A 16831-nucleotide genomic window follows, 5' to 3' on the forward strand; every position below is an offset into this window, starting at 1 on the left:
ATCTTGCTGCGTTTATTCAGGCATCACGGATTGAAAGGAATAGATTTCGGCTTGTCGCAAGAAGAAACGCAATCGGATTGTTTTTCCGATGAGTGAATCAAGCTCTTGAGGTTGATCGGACCAACTCGGGATGCCAGCGGGAAAGTCACCGGCTAGGACATCGCTTGCGGCATTTTCGTAGCCAGGGATTTCATCTCCGTCTTCATCGAGAATAGCGACGCGGAGATACGCTTGATTCGTGCGACTTCCGCCAAGTTCCTGGCCGTTTACTACCAACTGTCCCCCTGGCCAGCGAAAAGATTTGGTGGTGATGACACCTTCTCGCCACGTTGACCTCAGGGATGCGAAACCGTCAGGACGTAGAAGCGCCAATCCTAATTGAAATCTTCCCTTGAGGAATCGAGATCCATGAAAGGCGGGACCACCATAGTAATAAAAGTAAAGCGCTCCATCATGAAGGAGTGGAGGGCTCAGTTGAGGTTGTACACCAGCCGCATCCCAGACCCCTTGTTGTCGTCCAGCAGGAAAACTGCCTCGAATGAATGGGCGTCGCGGTCGGACGCGATGCCAGTCCTGCGTGTTGCGGCTTGTGACCAGTTGTACCTCCGCAGAAGGCGGTTCCTCCACGCGATAAATCATCAAGGTCCCAATGTAGAGGCTTTCGTAGCGAAACGCGCTCATGTGGTAGAACTCGACTTCGGGAGGATCCTCGAGATCTGGGCGCAGCGTCACGGTCGGCTTGCCGGAGATTTTTTTGCCATCGGCGCTGAGACGGGTCTGGAAAACTTCCCGCTGATGGATTCGACCGGGGTAAATTAATGGGTAGTCTGCTGAAAGTGAGGGTCGACCAAATAACAAATACGGGAATTCGGGATTGCTTCGGTCTAACATTGCCGTCATGCGGTCGTGCATCTTCGCGTAGACCTCGTCCTTGGCTGTCGTCTTCCATGCCCAGTGAATGCCATCGAGCGATGTTGCCAACCGAACATAATAATGGCAAGGCGCCTTGATGGAGTGATGGATCAGCAGCTTCCAAGGCGCTTTCTCGTCCTCCGGTTCATAGATAATGCTGGGAGCTGCGATACAGCCTTGATCCAAATGGAGAACAATGTTGTTGGGGCCATTGGTCAGATCCGCATAGTGTTCCAGCTTCGGACGTTGCCAATGAATCCCGTCTTTGCTACTTGCTGTGCAAATCGGATAAAAGATTTTGGGCATGTCCGGTACACCGCCGTTGACGACACCCACATAGAAGACTCGAAATAAACCACTTTTTTCGTCGCGAAAAACACCGCTTAGATAGTTCATGGTGGTGCCTTCCCAGGGTTCCTCCGGGGAGAGCAGCGGGTTAGCGGGGTGACGGATCGGCTGATGCATGACTCTTTCCACCAGAGTCGATGATTCGATGACACCATCGTCGAGAAAGAGTTGAGCTTCGCGAACGTCGATTTTGTCAGCAACCACGCTGTCGATCGCACCGTTACAGATGATTTGCAGCCCGATCCAAACGCCGATCAAAGTGGATTGTCGGGATTTGTTCATTCCGTTTTTTCCTGTCAACGGAGTTGCCATTTTGTATTTGATGCTCCCCAAGACCGAATGGAGAGGGTGAATGCTAGGTCGATCGTTCAGGAATGAGTTTCTTGCATAAACCTGTCTGCATTATCCTGCTCGGATGGTCTATCCTACCAGCCTCTCGGGGTGGATCAATTGTTTTCTTGAGTTACGCAGCCCTCAAGTTTTTGATAGCCCTCTTTCGGCTAATGCTATCTTTTAATGGCGATTGAGCCATCTGCTTTAAGTGAGCAGATTCAAAAGATGAAGTTTTGGCTCGGATGCGTCGAGTGCGCGGGACTCAACTCAGGGAACTCCACCGACTCTGAGTGAGCTCGAGAGATTTGCTCAGATCGTTGGTGGGCAGCATTTGGATCTGTTGCGGTAGCTTGTCCTTCATTTCAGGCGACGAATCCCTAGACGGATCACTGCAGGTTATGTAGGACTCGCAATGCCAAGCGACGAGTTGTGAATGGTTCGCAAGGAGGCGGATTTGCTTCAGATGCTTCAGGAGTTCGCTGGCGGTTTCTTCCTCGGAAAAAAGTTCGCCTGAATGTTGACAACAGATCAGGAGATCGTCTTTTTGGCGATTCGGTTGCTGCCTGTCATGTTTGGCCTTGATGAGATCACCACTGCCTCGGCACCATTCGATGACTTTTTTGGATCGCTTTCTTGTGAGATTGGATCGTTTGATTGCGTAGGGGGTTACGTCTTGGATCCTACGGAGCGAACTTTCAGCTGACTTGAAAATGTCGATATAGTCGAATGGACGCTGCTTATGGTCTTTGATTCTCAGCACCGTGTGAGTTGTGGAGTATCGTGGGCGATCCTGTAAGAGAGATTTCTCATTTTGCAGGACCCGGAAGCTAACGTTCTGCCCCGTCACTACCTCTATTGCCCGATAGCAGTTCTTGTCGGTGTGGACGGTTACCTCCGTCTCATCTTCACCAACGACGACCCGGTCGACAGTGACCCCCGTGATAACTTCAATTGAGCTCTTCTCGATCTTTGCAAGGATGGCGGATACGATTGCATGAGCTCCGCCTCGGGGGTAGAGTCGGGATTCTTTTAGAAAGAATTCCGAAAATGCCGTGGGCAAATATCGTAAATTGAGTATCGCGATGCTGTGTATCAACCACCAAAGATCGTGTTGTACCAAGCGATCTCCGATCAGCCAATTCATTAGTTCGCGTTGTACTCTCGCCATCATGCTTGGCGTGGATTGCTCTTCTTTCCGTAACGGCGATCCGGTGTACCATAAGTAATCGTAACGCTGTCGATCGCAGGGGAGATTAAGCTCTTCGGTCAAAAAACGGAAGGTAGATGCTCGGCGATCGATGTAGTGGCAGCCCACATCGATATGGCCCAGTCCCCAAAGGTTTCGCCCGTACCAGGCCCCGCCCAGCTGATCCTTCGATTCCAGGATCGTTACGCGCCGCCCCTGTTCGGAGAGAAAAAGTGCTTGGAGCAAGACCGCCGGACTCGAGCCGATCACGATGGTCCTATGAACCTGATCCTCACGGCGTGAATATGCCTCTTGTTTGGGGATCTCTGTTGGGTTCATGGAAGCCGTTTTACCGTGATTGACAATATTTTACCAAATGTACTTCAGTAAAGCATCAAGTGAATGATCAAAGTCGCTTTGATCCCAGGTTTCCTTGAATTCGAATAGACTGGTTCATCGATGTAAATCGCTTTAATCATTGGAATGAAATTTTCAATTGTGTTCGGCTAATTAAGGCACCATTCGTTTGCACCATTCGTTTGCGTGAGTCATTTGCGTGAGTCGTAATTCAGTAACTCGGTAGGATCATCCATTGCCTCCGACTAGTCGGCAGATTGGTTGTTTCAAAAAGTGGTGTTGGATCTCAAGGCCGTCACGGCGATCGATGTGCGGATATCATCGGGGGCGTTGAATTCTTACCCAACGGTTTCGACGGAATCGACCCTCCGCAGCGTTTCACCAGCGTTGCTGATTTTTTTGCCGTCCGGAACCCCATTGGCACAAGAGTGGGCGCAACGCCTGTCACCAGAGATTCAGAATAGAATGATGGGGCGGGGGTCGCTCGCCAGCATGTCTGTTACGAGTAGGGAGTGAGCTGCTATGGCAGCAAGTGTTCGCGTGATGCGGTGATTAGACGTTGTGGCTTTTCATGGTTTGGCCTGGCTGCAAGATTTGTTAAGAGTGCCTATTTTTTGTCGACATTCGCTTTGATTTGCGAATCACTCACTGACGGCGAAGGGCAACCGTCTGGGGGAACTTCGACGTTGGCGGTCCAGAGTATCGCGTTTAGCACAACCTTGCGAAAATTTTCATCCTGCCAACTGACGTGATTGTGGGCTCCGGTAAAACCAAAACCACGCCCGCCCTCAGGACGTTGGTAGGCCCACGCAACGTGTTGTTTCTCACCCGAACCGACCGCTTTGCGAACCGTTGGATTACCACTGCGTGCGCCATCGGGTCGGCGCAGCGTTTCCGCGGGGGGAAGGTCGGATAGAATGGGCGTTACGCCCTGTAGATCTTTCACGAAACGCATGTGGTAGTACCACTCATCGTTGATGTGGAACGGTTGGACTCCGTTGGCGATCGGATGATCTGGGAAATCTTTGAAGTTCGGTGTCCAATGCGGATTGACTGACCAGTCGAGGTCGCAAAAGCCGCCCATCCACTCCAGGAACTTTTCACCCGGCTTTCCTTTTTCGGCCTCCGTCGCCCAGTGAATCATGACAACGCCTGTGCCTGATTGCATCAGTTTGTCGAATTCCTCAAGGTGAGGGTTCAGGACATGTCCTTTGTGCCCGGTACAGAAAATTACGACGGTTGCTGCATCTTGAAGAATCGACTTGTCTTCGGGATATCCAGGGTGCGGCACAAGCACGGGTTCGATGTTGAGACCCGAACGATCTAATGCGTCCGCCAGAATCATGTTGCCGGCCCGATGCTCATGTTGCATCGCTCCATGGCTGGGCGGGCCAGAGAGAAAGACGACCTTCGCTTTCTCTTCTGCCAACGCGGCACTTACCAAACAGAACAGAAAAGCGAGTAGTCTGAATTGAATTTTCAATGCCATTTGCGTGAACCCTTGGCTTGGAGATGAAAGGTGCAGGTAGCTTTGGGGTGGGGATGGGGTGATTTTTGATCGAAGCGGGCCCTGTTGGGCGACCGCATTTTACCATAAACGTCACCAATCACCTTTCGGGCTTCAAAAAGACAATCTGAATTGCCAGCCAGGTGACAGTCATGGCTTCCAGGTGAATCGTCCCCAATTTTTTTGGGGAGGCACGATTGGCATTTCCTTTTCTCCGGATTCGATTTCGATCATGATTTTGGGGCCGCCTCTGTCTCGGTCCGGAAAAGCCCGAGTCACGAATCCATCGGGAGACCAAGTGGGATCGTCTCCGCGGCCTACTTTACGCCTGTTTTTTCCATCGCTGCTGACCACCCAAACGTGAAACGTTGCTGAGATCATCCGATCTCGCTCTGGATTTGCGACTCCGGTGAATTTGCTGAGGTGGACCATCTCGACACCTTCCCAATGTGCAATCCATTTACCGTTCGGTGACCAAGCTGGAACTTTTTGTTCGATGGGTGCCTTGATCGCCTGGTGATACTCTGTTTCCGGAGGGGAAATTGGTCGGGCGTGACTTCCATCCAGATCGCTGATCCAAATACGCATCTCACCGTTGCGGTTGGAGACAAAGGCGATCTGATCTCCCTGGGGAGAAACGACTGGCATCGAGTTGCTGAATTTAAGTTGCTCCGGATCGGTGAACAGTCTTCGCGATTCACCCGTTTCCGTATTCATGAGGTGGATCTGGCTATTGTGTGAAGGGTCTTGGCGATCTTGGCTCGGTTGGTTCTTCATCCAGACGATGTGTTTCGAGTCAGGCAACCAAGAAGGCAGTAGATTTCTCCCCGGTTTTGTGAGCGCTCGAGGATTCTTTCCAAGGAGATCGCTGAGCCAAAGAGTGAGCCCTTTGTTGTTCTGTTGTACGTACGCGATCTTTTTGCCGTCAGGAGAACAGGCAGGCATCATGCAGTCATGTTTGCCATCTGTAATTTTGTGTCTGGAAGAGCCGTCTTCCTTCATGCGAAAGAGTTGTAGTTTGTTATTTTCATCAGCGTGACTCACGATGATTTCATGCAGGTTTGTTTTTGAGGTAGGCTCCGCGGTCTTTGCGTTTCCAGTTAATGTGAGCGATGCCAGGCTACTCATGAGCAAGAGAGCCCATCTTGTGGTTTTCACGGTTGCAACTCCTTGCGGTCGAAATTGTTGTTGCATTGGTAATCCGCTCTTTTAGTGTCGTAGCTTTGCATTGACCTTTTTAGCGAGGCGTGCAGCTTGGATCACTCGCAGCTTGTGCGTTCCCATTGCAATCTTCTCGTGCTCGTCCCGTGCCTCGAGTTGAAAGGAGATCAGTGGACCGTCGCTGTAGATCACTCGTGCGCGACAAACGACCTCTGCTCCCAGCGGCGTCGCGGCCGTGTGTTCGACATTGACAACCACACCGACAGTGCTCTCGCCCGGCTCCAGCAAGGGTAGCACAGCGCTGCGCGCCGCATGCTCCAGAAACCAGATCAGCCAAGGCGTGGATAGGATTTGGGGCATCCCGTCATAAGCAAAGTCGATCGAGTGCTGTTCGCTCACGACGAATTGCTCTTCGCCGATCATGCCGACTTTCACGGTGTCTTTCATCGGAAATCTTCCTCACTGTTAATACTGATAACTTCTGATCGGTATGTCGTGGGCTGGGGCGATTTGCGGACCATTTACCGACGGGGCCGATCAACTCGAAGGCGGCCCACCTGCTAAAAAAATCACCGTTGTGATGTCAACGATCGACGCGCCGTCGTTCACTGGGGCAAGGGGCGTACTCAAGGCGCATCGATTTGTTGGATTTCATCCTTCGAATCTAGATTCACGCAACTCTCGCGGTGGAATCCACTCTCATTTTGGGTCCGCCGAGCAAACGTCGCCGCACTCGCCTGCTTTTTCTTCTTCGAGCATCCCGAATGCGACACGCGCTGTTGCTGCTGTCACACCGCTGTTCACTGCTGAAGTGACTGCGACCAGGGCGTTGAGCTCGTCAGCGCTGATTCCGATGCTTTGAGCCTTTTCAATCCGATTGCGTGTGCAAACTTGGCAACCGCGGGTCATCGTCACGGCCAAACCGATCAGGTGCTTCTCTCGTTCAGTCAGCTGCTCCGTGCTGTGCGTTTGTTTGATGTGATCAACGATCAAACTGTCGTCGTAAGCCATGTTGGGTTTCCTTTTGAAATTTGTAGTGAATCACATAATTGACCCGTGAACTAACAATCGATTCCAGACCGTTTCCGAATGGTCAGCGATTTACCGCCAACCTGGTAGCTGTCTCTCTGTTCTGCGTGGAGTGTCCGTAATTGCATCTCCGTAGAGTGAGGTTTTCGCGGTCGATTCATTTTTTCTTTGCGTCTTTACTCAACAGGCTGTCGGCTTGGTGCGCGTTGTACTCAGTAAGTTGTCAGGATGGTCTCACTAGGGTCTGTGAGCGGTCGGCCGTTTTCAAAGGATTCCGTCGCTTTTTGATTTCAGGTTCTTTAAATAATCGCTTCGCATCTTCCTTGAGGCGATGCACTTGTCGCTCGACGAGTTTCAAATCGCGATGAGTTCGACCCGGCATGATCGGGCCTTCGATCACGCTGACGGGATAGTGAGTCATCTCGTTCGTGTCTTGATCGCCATGAAACGGCTGACCAAAACGGCCAGTCGATGTGCGTGTAGAAGACCGTTGCGATCATAGGATTTCGACTTTTCGCAGGATCTCTGCCACCTGCTCGCGTTCCGGTGAAAGAAAGCGATGGAAGGGATCGGCAGGTAGGTCACTGCAAATGCCCAGTAGCGAAAGTGCCGACTTGGTTGCCTTGATGTGCCGGGAAGCGTACTTGCCAACTTGGTAAATCGCCTGCAATGCATCGATTCGCCTGCCTGCTGCAGAGACGACTGCGTCGTCACCACTGACTAAACCTCGATGGAAATCGACAAATATCTGGGGGGCGAAGTTTGCTCCACCGTTGACGCCACCGTCGCCGCCCAGCGCGTGTGCCTCGGCAAGCAATGCTTCGGGGCCAAGCAAGAACGTCCAATCCGGTCGCTGGGTTTTTAGCTTGCAGAGTTCCGCGAAATAGTTCATATCGCCGCTGCTGTCCTTGACTCCCACGATCGAATCAATTGCCGACAGCGTTCGAAGTGTCTCGATATCAAACCAAACCTTCGTCAGACCTGGCATGTTGTATAGCATCATGGGCAGCGGAATTAGCGGAGCAATGTTCTGAACATAAGCCGTTAATTCCGTCTGGCCGGCTGGGAAGTAATACGGCGTAGTCAGCACCGCGGCGTCGGCTCCACAGTCGGCCGCATAATGTGCCAACTCGACTGACTCAACGAACGCTGTGTCAGTCACACCGACAAGTACCGGAACGCGTCCGGCAACAATCCGCAGCGTCTCCGCGATCATTTCACGCCGCAGCCGATAACTCAGGCTCGGTGCTTCCCCGGTCGTGCCAAGAATAAACACGCCCGACACACCGCCGCTTATGACATGGTCCAGCAGTCGGCCCAGTCCTTCGATATCCAGGGCATCGCGAGCGGAAAGCGGCGTAACGAGTGGTGGAACGATCCCCTGCAGTTGTAACTGTTCTTGGCTCACTGAATCACCTTTGGGTCGAGAATCACATGCTTGACACTTTTGCGTTGCCAGGTGTAGGTGATGTGGACTTTGCCATCGCTTGACTGAATTACCGCTGGATAGGAGAACTCGCCCTTTTCTTTTTCAAGAGTTAGGACGGGTTTCCAGGTTTTTCCATCTTCCGATATAGCCACGTTGATCATATTACGACCGGAGGGAAACGATCCTTTTCTTTGCGTGTGGTTGTAGACCAATAACTGTCGACCATCTGCCAGTGTGATGGCATCAGTTCCCGAATTAGGGTTGGGCAAGCTGGTGGCAGAGAGTGGCGTCCAAGATTTACCATTGTCTTTTGACCAACTCTGTGCGACCACCCCTTCCTTGGTGCGGCAAAGAACTTGCAATTGCCCATCGGGATAGGTGAGGATGCTGGGTTGGATGGCGTTGAAATCGCCTTCCAGGGGGCCGATCACTTCCCAGGTTTTGCCGAGGTCGGGAGTTACTTCAAAGTGAACTTTCCAACCCTCGTTCTCAGTACTGGTTGGACAAAGGATCTTGCCATCGGCCATTTGGATCGGCTTGTTCTTGACAGGACCGAGGAGGTTTCGATTCGCCTGAGGTAAGGCTTTGTCGGTACCGAGTCGCCGTGATTTCGACCATGTCTTGCCGTCGTCGTTGGATGTGATCAACGCACCCCACCAGTCGCGCGGATTGAGTCCCACCTTGTAAAATAACATCAGCGGTCCGTTGGCAGGTTGAAACAATACGGGATTCCAGCAAGCGTACTCCTGATCTTCATTCTCGGATCCGTCGACGAGTTCTACGGGCTTTGTCCACTTCCCATCAACGTGTCGTGATAACCAGATTCCCACATCGGGATTTTTCTCATGGGCTCCACCAAACCAAGCGGCCACCAATCCACTTTTCGTCTCGACAATTGTCGATGCATGACACTCGGGCGTCGGAGCACCAGCCAGGTCGTAAATCAGTGCTGCTGACAGGACGGATCCGTCGCCCGATTTGGCAACTTCAGGAAGATTTGCATCCTTTGCGTGTGCGGCCAAACTGGCGAGCATCACGAAAAACAATACCAGGGTTTCACGTTTCATTTTCATTGTCTGACGTCCAAGAATGATTTCAGTTTTGAAGGGGGGTTATTTCGCGGGGGTCCACAGGGGCCCGCCATTATACAATTTTCCGATCGGGTATCGCTGGCTCGGGGTGGCAGCGCTGTGCATTATTTTTGCGATGCGCCGAACAACGTCTGGATTTTTCGTCGCGACGTCATGGGACTCGGAGAGATCCGTCGCGATGTCGTAGAGTTGAATGCGGCCGTCTGTTCCAAGGCGAATCCCTTTCCAGTCTTTCCAGCGAACGGCCTGATCGTAACGCCGTCGGCAGTGGCCATAGTCCCAGTAAAGAAACTCTCGTGTTGAATCAATTTTGCCACCTCGCAGCGCTTTTACTACGGAAATACCGTCAATGCCCTGAGGAGACTTCACGCCTGCCAGTTCTGTAAAGGTTGGCAGCATATCTTGAAACGCAATCACTTCGTCACTTGTTTTATGAGTCGGAATTGAGCCGGTCCAGCGAGCGATGAAGGGCACACGGATGCCGCCTTCGGTCAATCGTCGTTTGAAACCGCGAAGTGGTCCGCTCGTATTAAAGCGTTTGGAGACGGTGGCGTGGCCCCCGTTATCGCTGGTGAAGATGACTAGCGTGTTTTCGGCAAGCTTTATTTCATCAACAAGATCCAAGATTCGTCCAACATCGACGTCCAGCCTGTGGACCATCGCGGCATACTTCTTTGATTGTTCACTCCATGCTTTCTTCGAGTAGGGAGCTGTTGACGGAATTGTCAGACGGTCTGGATCTTCCTGCGCTGCTGAGAAATGAGGCAGCGTCCACGCCACATACAGGAAGAAAGGCTTGTCCTTAGATTCTCGGATGAACTCGAGCGCCCGATGGGTCAGCAAGTCGTGACTGTAATGGGTTCGAGACGCGGCATTGCCAGCGAATTCAACTCGACCTTCGTCATCATCGAGATATTCTGTGAAGTAATAATGAGCATGATCCTGATTAAGGTAGCCCAGCCAGGTATCAAAGCCTTGATTCGTCGCCCGTCCCACTGTCCCGGCATCTCCCAACGACCATTTGCCAACCCCACCGCACCGATAACCAGCTTGCTTGAGCAGTTCGGCGATCGTGATATCGCTTTCTTGCAGGTAAGTCGAATAGTGAGGCACATTATCGCGGGCCGGCGTGTGTCCATTGTGGAGTCCAGTCATCAACACGCTTCGAGACGCTGTGCAAACCGGACCACCGGCATACGCCTGGGTGAACCGGATTCCTTCGGCGGCCAACTGATCGATTCGCGGTGTCGAAATCAGTTGCTGTCCATAACAGCCCAGGTCGCCATAACCCAGATCATCCGCCATGATGAAAATGATATTCGGTCGATCAACGCTTTCAACGGGCTTTCCTTTTTTCTGCTCGGGCCCGTCGAGCAACCGCGACTGCAATGGTTTCGATGATTGACTGAGCACGGTGTCAAGTTGTGCTCCCAGTTTGGCAACGATAGCCTGTTGATCCCGATGTTCGGCCAGATTCACGGTTTCCCGCGGATCGTTGTCGTGGTCGTAGAGTTCACGTGCTTGGATCTCGCCGGACTGAAAGTCCTGCCACTGCGTGTATCGGTAACGTTGCGTACGAATCGAATACCCCATGACCTTGGGCGGTTTTCCACGCGGATAATTGGGGCGTGGCGTCTGGGTCAGTGCGAACTCTCTGAGGTCACTGTCGGGATGATCTAATAATGGAGCCAGCGAAACTCCCTCCAATTCCGGCTGTCCATCCAATTCACAAAGATCCGTGAGCGTTGGATAGAGATCGAGTAACTCGACGAGCGCTTCGGTTCGCTGGCCCGACTCGTGCTTCGGCGTTCGAATGATCAGCGGGACACGCGCATCGAGTTCAAACACGGTTGTCTTGCGAGTCAAGCCGTGCTCGCCAAGATGCAATCCGTGATCGGACCAAAAAACGACGATCGTATCATTGCTAAGTCCAAGCGCATTGAGTTCGTTCAGCACTCGCCCGACTTGTGTATCAAGATAGCTGATGGCAGCAAGGTGGCCGTGGTGCATTTCCCGCAATTCTGCCGAGTTCGCTCCGCCGTGATAACGCGCACTCGTGATCGCAATATCGGGCACGTCCGTTGGCGGCGCAATATGCTGCGGAACTGGGATCGTTTCGCGGTCGTAGAGGTCCCAGTACTTCTTCGGGGCGTTGAACGGCGTATGCGGTTTCCAGAAGCCAACGGCCAGGAAAAATGGTTTGTCGGCTTTACCAATCGCCCGGAGCGTATCAATCGCCGTTTCCGCGACGCGGCCGTCGAAGTACGCATTGTCGGGTACGTTGCGACATTCAGTTCCACCCTTACCTGAAGCCAAATTCGGTGGGAGTTTTCCTGCGACCTGCGGTTGATCGTTGCTGTGGCTGTTGTAGTGCAGGGTGGCGGGCACGCTCCATGAGATCGCGTCACCTTTATATTGATCCTGCCGCCAGTTATGGAAAATCTTGCCTACGCATTGCGTGTGGTAACCACTGTTCTTGAAGAATTGCGGGAGCGTGATGATATTGGGCTTACGTTGCCGGAAGTGCGTCGGCAGATCCCAAACCTTGAGCGTGTCAGGACGCATTCCCGTCAACAAGGAGGCTCGCGATGGATTGCAGACCGTCTGCTGACAATAGGCTCGTTCAAACAGGGTGCCCTGAGCGGCCAGTTGGTCAATGTTCGGGGATTTTACATGCTCGTTGCCGTAGCAGCCGAGTTCACTCCGTAAGTCATCGACGGCGATGAATAGGACATTCGGTTGCGCTGCCCGGCCGTCGAGACCGCAGGTTGCAATCATCAAGCAGCTGGTGATGGTCGCCAGAAAACGTTGCATGGGGTTCCTCTAAAACTGAGTAAGTCTATAGACTTTACTCGATCGAGTTCTGGGTACAAGCGGTTTGTACTGTTGAACTGGGACTCGAGTAGGCTCTGGATGCATTCGTCTATTTCTTGCGGATGGTGAAAATCATCGTCATCCTAGCAGAGATACACCCCGTCGCTTGTTGCTTGCGGCAATATGGCTGATGGCGAGTTGAGTTGAATGGAGGATTCGTTGTGAGAAATCGTTCTTTTCGGAGCTGAAACATTGGAACGCTCGCACTGAGTTCAGCGTTGAGATTTGACGGTCACTGTTCCAGTCTCGGAATCTGATATGCCAGTTTCACCTTGTCCTGGTGGTTAAGCTTGGCCCGAACGATGATGGGCACGCCAGGGCCATTGATTCTGCTCTAATCTTGAGTCGATTGCTGCGGCAATCGAGGCTGACATTTCGGCCGATGAATGAGGTGTCGCCGCCACGTTCACTTGCGACACGAACGTACCAGCCTGAAAAACAGTGACGAGGTCTTCGGTCGTAAAGTCGCCATCGCAGTTCCAGTCTCCCTCAGACCATTTGGCGTTGTTTGCAATATTGTCTTCAAATTTTCCCGATTGGAAGACACGGATCAGGTCGTCCGAGTCAAACTGTCCATCTAGATTTACATCGCCCAGACTCGTCTCAAAAGTTTCCTTGATGACCGCTCTCACGTCAGAATCATTCACCATTCCATCCTGGTTGAAATCAAGCCGGCTATTTGATGAAGCGAGTTGTGCGCAGATCAAATCAACGTCATCGATGTTAAGTGAACCGTCGTTTTGAAGATCGGCACGGTCTTCTTGACCGGGAGTCCCATGGGTTCCAAGGCTGAGGGTCCAAGCATCCCTTGGATTTTCCGGAGCAGAGTCATCACTCACGTTTCGCAGCGTGAGTGACGGGCCGTCGCCATCTGTTGCGGCGTGCCAGTCATCCGCATAGGTCAATTCTTGAATGACTGTTCCCACGGAATCGACAAGCCGAATCGTTTCGCCGCCGTTGCTAAGTTTCCCACCCTCCGGTCCATACTCGCCCAGGACAGTTGCTTCCATGCCGTAGCGATGTCGAAACGCTCCTTCGTGCCGCGCGATAATGACGCGTTCACCCGCTTGCACGCTGGTCTCGGGAAATGAAAACGAAATTCCAGCGTCGAACGAAAGCCCCGACAAATCGACGGCAACGTCCGCAATATTCATCAGTTCAATGTACTCGTAGTCACTCTCTTCGATTTTGACACCGTCGACAATTAGCTCTTCATCCGTGGCGTTTGGGTGGTACATTAATTCGCTAATGCGTAGCGGATTTTTGGCGGTGGTAAATGTTGCCTCTGTTAACGCACTCCAGATGCCACCGGCGAACGATCGGGCTTTGACAGTCGTTGGTGAATTGATTTTGATAGGTGAAGAGTATTGATTGGTTCCTGGTCGCACGCCGGATTCCAATACCCCGGGTTCCAGAATGCTCTGTCGCGGGTCCGATCCATCAAGTGTGAAATAGATCTCGCCCGGTCCAACCATTTGAAGATCGAAGTCTGATTCAATCGGACCGCCATGTTGGCTGAAGACCGGCGCTTCGGTGGTCGGATAAAGATCGCGATCAATCAATTGAGCCAGTACATTGGCTGATCGTTGCGGAAAGTAGTTGGCGTACGCGTCGTCGAGCAAGGCTTGCCAATCCGCGATCGTCAGCGCGGCTTGTGTTCTGCGCGTATCACCCCAGCGAGCGGATTCCGCCACCAGTGGCAGCGCAATCCGTTCGGCAAGTTGTCGATAGCGAGCTGCCGGGACATTGCGTTCTGGGTGTGCTTCATCCACCTGTGGATTGTTGGGGTCGACATACAACAAGCCGCCGCTGAAAAAGTGACGATGCACTCGATCAGCGAACATCAGACGAAACTCATCATTGCGCCGAAGGGGTGAAATGAGGCTTGCCACACCACCAGTCGTCTTCAGCATATTGACGCCAACGTGGGCGCCTTCTTCGTCATTGAGAGATCTCTCCGCATCCCAAGAGTAAAATTTAAACCCAGTGCTCTCGGGGCCCCGTTCACGGGCGACGTAGAAGTTCTTGCCGGGCCAGTCCGTATTCCCGATGTAGTAATTCAGAATCATATAGTCGATGTAGTTGTCGATATCCAAGAGCGTTTCAAGCTCCGGGTCGTTTGTGCCATCCGGTTTTCGACCAAGCAGTTTTAGAAATGCGGCATTGCTCTGTGTTTGATTCGATTTGCCAGCATCCCGTGCAAGTTGCCTCAGTTGTCGCCAGGCGTCGTCGGTACCATCCACCGGATCGCCCGAGTTGAGTGCGTCCCAATTCGATTCATCGCCACCGAAATACGATTCCGAAAAAGAGGCATCGGGACGTTCCGATGGATTGTACATTCCCCAGTAGAGACCGTTGATGTACAGATGAACGTAAGTACCATGCGAGCTAGGATGTCCCATCAATCGTTGCGTATCGCGAGTCCATTGGTCGCGGACATAGTGGGTCGATTCTGGAGTCCAGACCCAACTGTCATTGAATCCGGCGCGTAGCACAAGCGTATCAAAATCAGTTGCGGCACTTTCGCCAAACAGCGGATAGCGAAGTCTTGTTGGACCGTACGTGCCACGGAATTCCAAACGTAGTGAGTGTTTTTTCCCTGCGCGGCGAGAGAAGCCGCCGAGGATTCGGATTCCCGCGTCGACCTGAAAACCTTCGCTGCCATCCGGCAAAATCAATTCCACCGACGTGGACCGTTCCCATTCTCGTCCGGAGCTCTCGCTGTTTGCATAGATTCCAATCTCTGCGTCGAAGAGGTCTTCATTGGACATGACGATCGACATACTCGGGATCGATTCAAGCGAATCTACAAATTGATTCGAATAAAGACCATCGAATTGATCGTTTGGCCCGACTACGTTTGGATCAATTCCGTAGTCCGGGGTTCGGTCTCCCCATGCTTCAGGAAATCCAGCATCGATAGTCGCTTGCGCCGTTTGTGATGCGATATCGTCGACAAAAATGTAGGTGTGAGTTTCGATGTTCGCTGGCAAGAAGTCATCCTTGAAAGCCCCAACTCGAAGAGCGGTCGTTCGCTCAATCCGTAACGCAACCTGGGCGAGTTCGTCCGGATTGTTCACGGACACCAGGGTACCGTTGTCGATTGCAGGTTGACTTCCGTCGGTGGTGTAAACGATCGTTGCGCCGGGCAATTCCGTCGACAGTGTCAGATCAAAGGGGGAATCATACAACCCGCGCGGAACGTCAACGTCAACATTCGGAATGAATTCTGAATAAGTGGTCGTTCCATTGGGGCCGCCTGGTGTCGGTCGCGCCAAGTAACCTCGTTCTGTCGAGGTCACGGTTCCCGGTTGCAGAGCCGTGAGCCGAGGCACCATCAGGAAGTCATCGCTCGCAATATTTGTGTTCATGGCGTGAATCGCCAGTACGTTGGAGCCAGTACGAAGCAAAGAAGCGAAGTGAGATACGTCGAAGTCTTCGAACAAGACTGCGGCAGTGTCGCGATTTGTCCCGTCGGAATCAGAATCCCAAGCAGGATTATCTGGGGCGTTGGTGCTCGCGATTTTGGTGCCGTTGAGATAAGCGATGAATCCGTCGTCGTACCGCATACTCAACACCAGCGAGAATACGGCGCTTGCCGACGGAGATTCAAACGGAACACGTACGTAGGCGGTTGCGCTATCGGCCATTGCGTCCTGCAGATCGGTTCCGATGAACTCCTCGAAACCGGTTCGCTTGTCGAAGCCGATGTTGCTGGTTCCGTCGGGCCACGATGAGTCGTCAAAGTCCACTGCCGTCCACGAGGTTTCAATCTGATCACCACCGTTTTCGGGGCTAGGTATGATCCAGCGGGCGGGTGAGCCTGATGCAACAAGCGTATGAGTGTCTGTGTTCTGACGAATGCCAAATGCGACGTCAACTTTTTGATTGCCAAATGTTCCGACGTTGTCGATGACGGTCTGCCCATCTTTCTGGACAAGAAGGAGTGATTCACCGTCTGCATCAAGTTGAAAGTTTGTGTGCAGTGGCTGTTCAGCGGTTGCTCGATCCTTGCCCGACGCATGGACCAGAAGATAACGACCCGCGTCAAGGCTCGTTTTCGGAAAGGCCCATTTGTTTTTCGTCTCGGGATTGTCCGTCAGGTACCAGCCGGTTAGATCGGTGGTTGAATTTCCGGCGTTGTAGAGCTCAATCCAATCGGTTCGATCTCGGTCTTCGTCATTAAGGCCCTTGCTATTATCCGCCACGAATTCTGAAATAACGATGCTCGCATCGAGTACAATTCGCGGTTCAAGCTGTTCGACCCCGTCAAGAACGTTGCGACGTAGGACGGTCTGATTCAAGTTTTGACGGACGTTAAACCAATGACGCGGCATCTTTCACTCCCGTAAAATGCCAGGTAGGAAGCCATTGATTCTACCAGGGACCCACATGGTCTGCATGCAGTATTTTCGGAATGACGAGCCGATCGGTGCTTGGCTGGCGAGATTAGCCAGTGGTTGTGTGTCGTTGTATTTTCTGGAGCTCCCAACTTCTTAATCGCCTCCTCGAACGCCGTTTGATTCACTTGCGATGCGTTGTTCCGCTCTGGCTGTGCATCCTCGATTTCGGCCGTGCCTGCCGATTTGGTCCGGTCGCGCCGA

Annotated in this window: 10 protein-coding genes; all 10 read right to left on the reverse strand. The window is 52.5% G+C overall.

From position 1 onward, the window contains the following. Window positions 1-12: 12 nt before the first annotated feature. Complete coding sequence (locus P8N76_28625) at window positions 13-1542, reverse strand: hypothetical protein (GenBank protein MDG2385668.1); 1530 nt, start codon at window positions 1540-1542, stop codon at window positions 13-15. A 313-nt stretch (window positions 1543-1855) separates the two neighbouring features. Next, on the reverse strand, window positions 1856-3118 hold the full coding sequence (locus tag P8N76_28630; GenBank protein ID MDG2385669.1) for an NAD(P)-binding protein: 1263 nt from the start codon (window positions 3116-3118) through the stop codon (window positions 1856-1858). Window positions 3119-3743: 625 nt separating this feature from the next. Next, window positions 3744-4625 carry a ThuA domain-containing protein gene (locus tag P8N76_28635; protein ID MDG2385670.1) on the reverse strand — a complete coding sequence of 294 codons (882 nt, stop codon included), beginning with the start codon at window positions 4623-4625 and terminating at the stop codon, window positions 3744-3746. A 168-nt stretch (window positions 4626-4793) separates the two neighbouring features. Further along, entirely contained in the window at window positions 4794-5801 is a 1008-nt protein-coding gene (locus P8N76_28640) for a hypothetical protein (GenBank protein MDG2385671.1), read from the reverse strand. 51 nt (window positions 5802-5852) lie between these two features. Then, window positions 5853-6251 (reverse strand): hypothetical protein, encoded by a 399-nt coding sequence (locus P8N76_28645; GenBank protein MDG2385672.1) that lies wholly within the window; start codon window positions 6249-6251, stop codon window positions 5853-5855. 252 nt (window positions 6252-6503) lie between these two features. Next, entirely contained in the window at window positions 6504-6815 is a 312-nt protein-coding gene (locus P8N76_28650) for a carboxymuconolactone decarboxylase family protein (GenBank protein MDG2385673.1), read from the reverse strand. Between the two features lie 514 nt (window positions 6816-7329). After that, a complete protein-coding gene (locus P8N76_28655; protein MDG2385674.1) occupies window positions 7330-8241 on the reverse strand; it encodes a dihydrodipicolinate synthase family protein in 912 nt (303 codons plus the stop codon). Then, a complete protein-coding gene (locus P8N76_28660; protein MDG2385675.1) occupies window positions 8238-9335 on the reverse strand; it encodes an exo-alpha-sialidase in 1098 nt (365 codons plus the stop codon). Before P8N76_28660 ends, P8N76_28655 begins: the two co-directional genes overlap by 4 nt. 39 nt (window positions 9336-9374) lie before the next feature. Continuing rightward, a complete protein-coding gene (locus P8N76_28665) occupies window positions 9375-12167 on the reverse strand; it encodes a sulfatase-like hydrolase/transferase (protein MDG2385676.1) in 2793 nt (930 codons plus the stop codon). Between the two features lie 344 nt (window positions 12168-12511). Then, complete coding sequence (locus P8N76_28670; protein MDG2385677.1) at window positions 12512-16564, reverse strand: lamin tail domain-containing protein; 4053 nt, start codon at window positions 16562-16564, stop codon at window positions 12512-12514. Window positions 16565-16831: the final 267 nt, after the last annotated feature.

The organism is Pirellulaceae bacterium (assembly GCA_029243025.1).
Lineage (GTDB): Bacteria > Planctomycetota > Planctomycetia > Pirellulales > Pirellulaceae.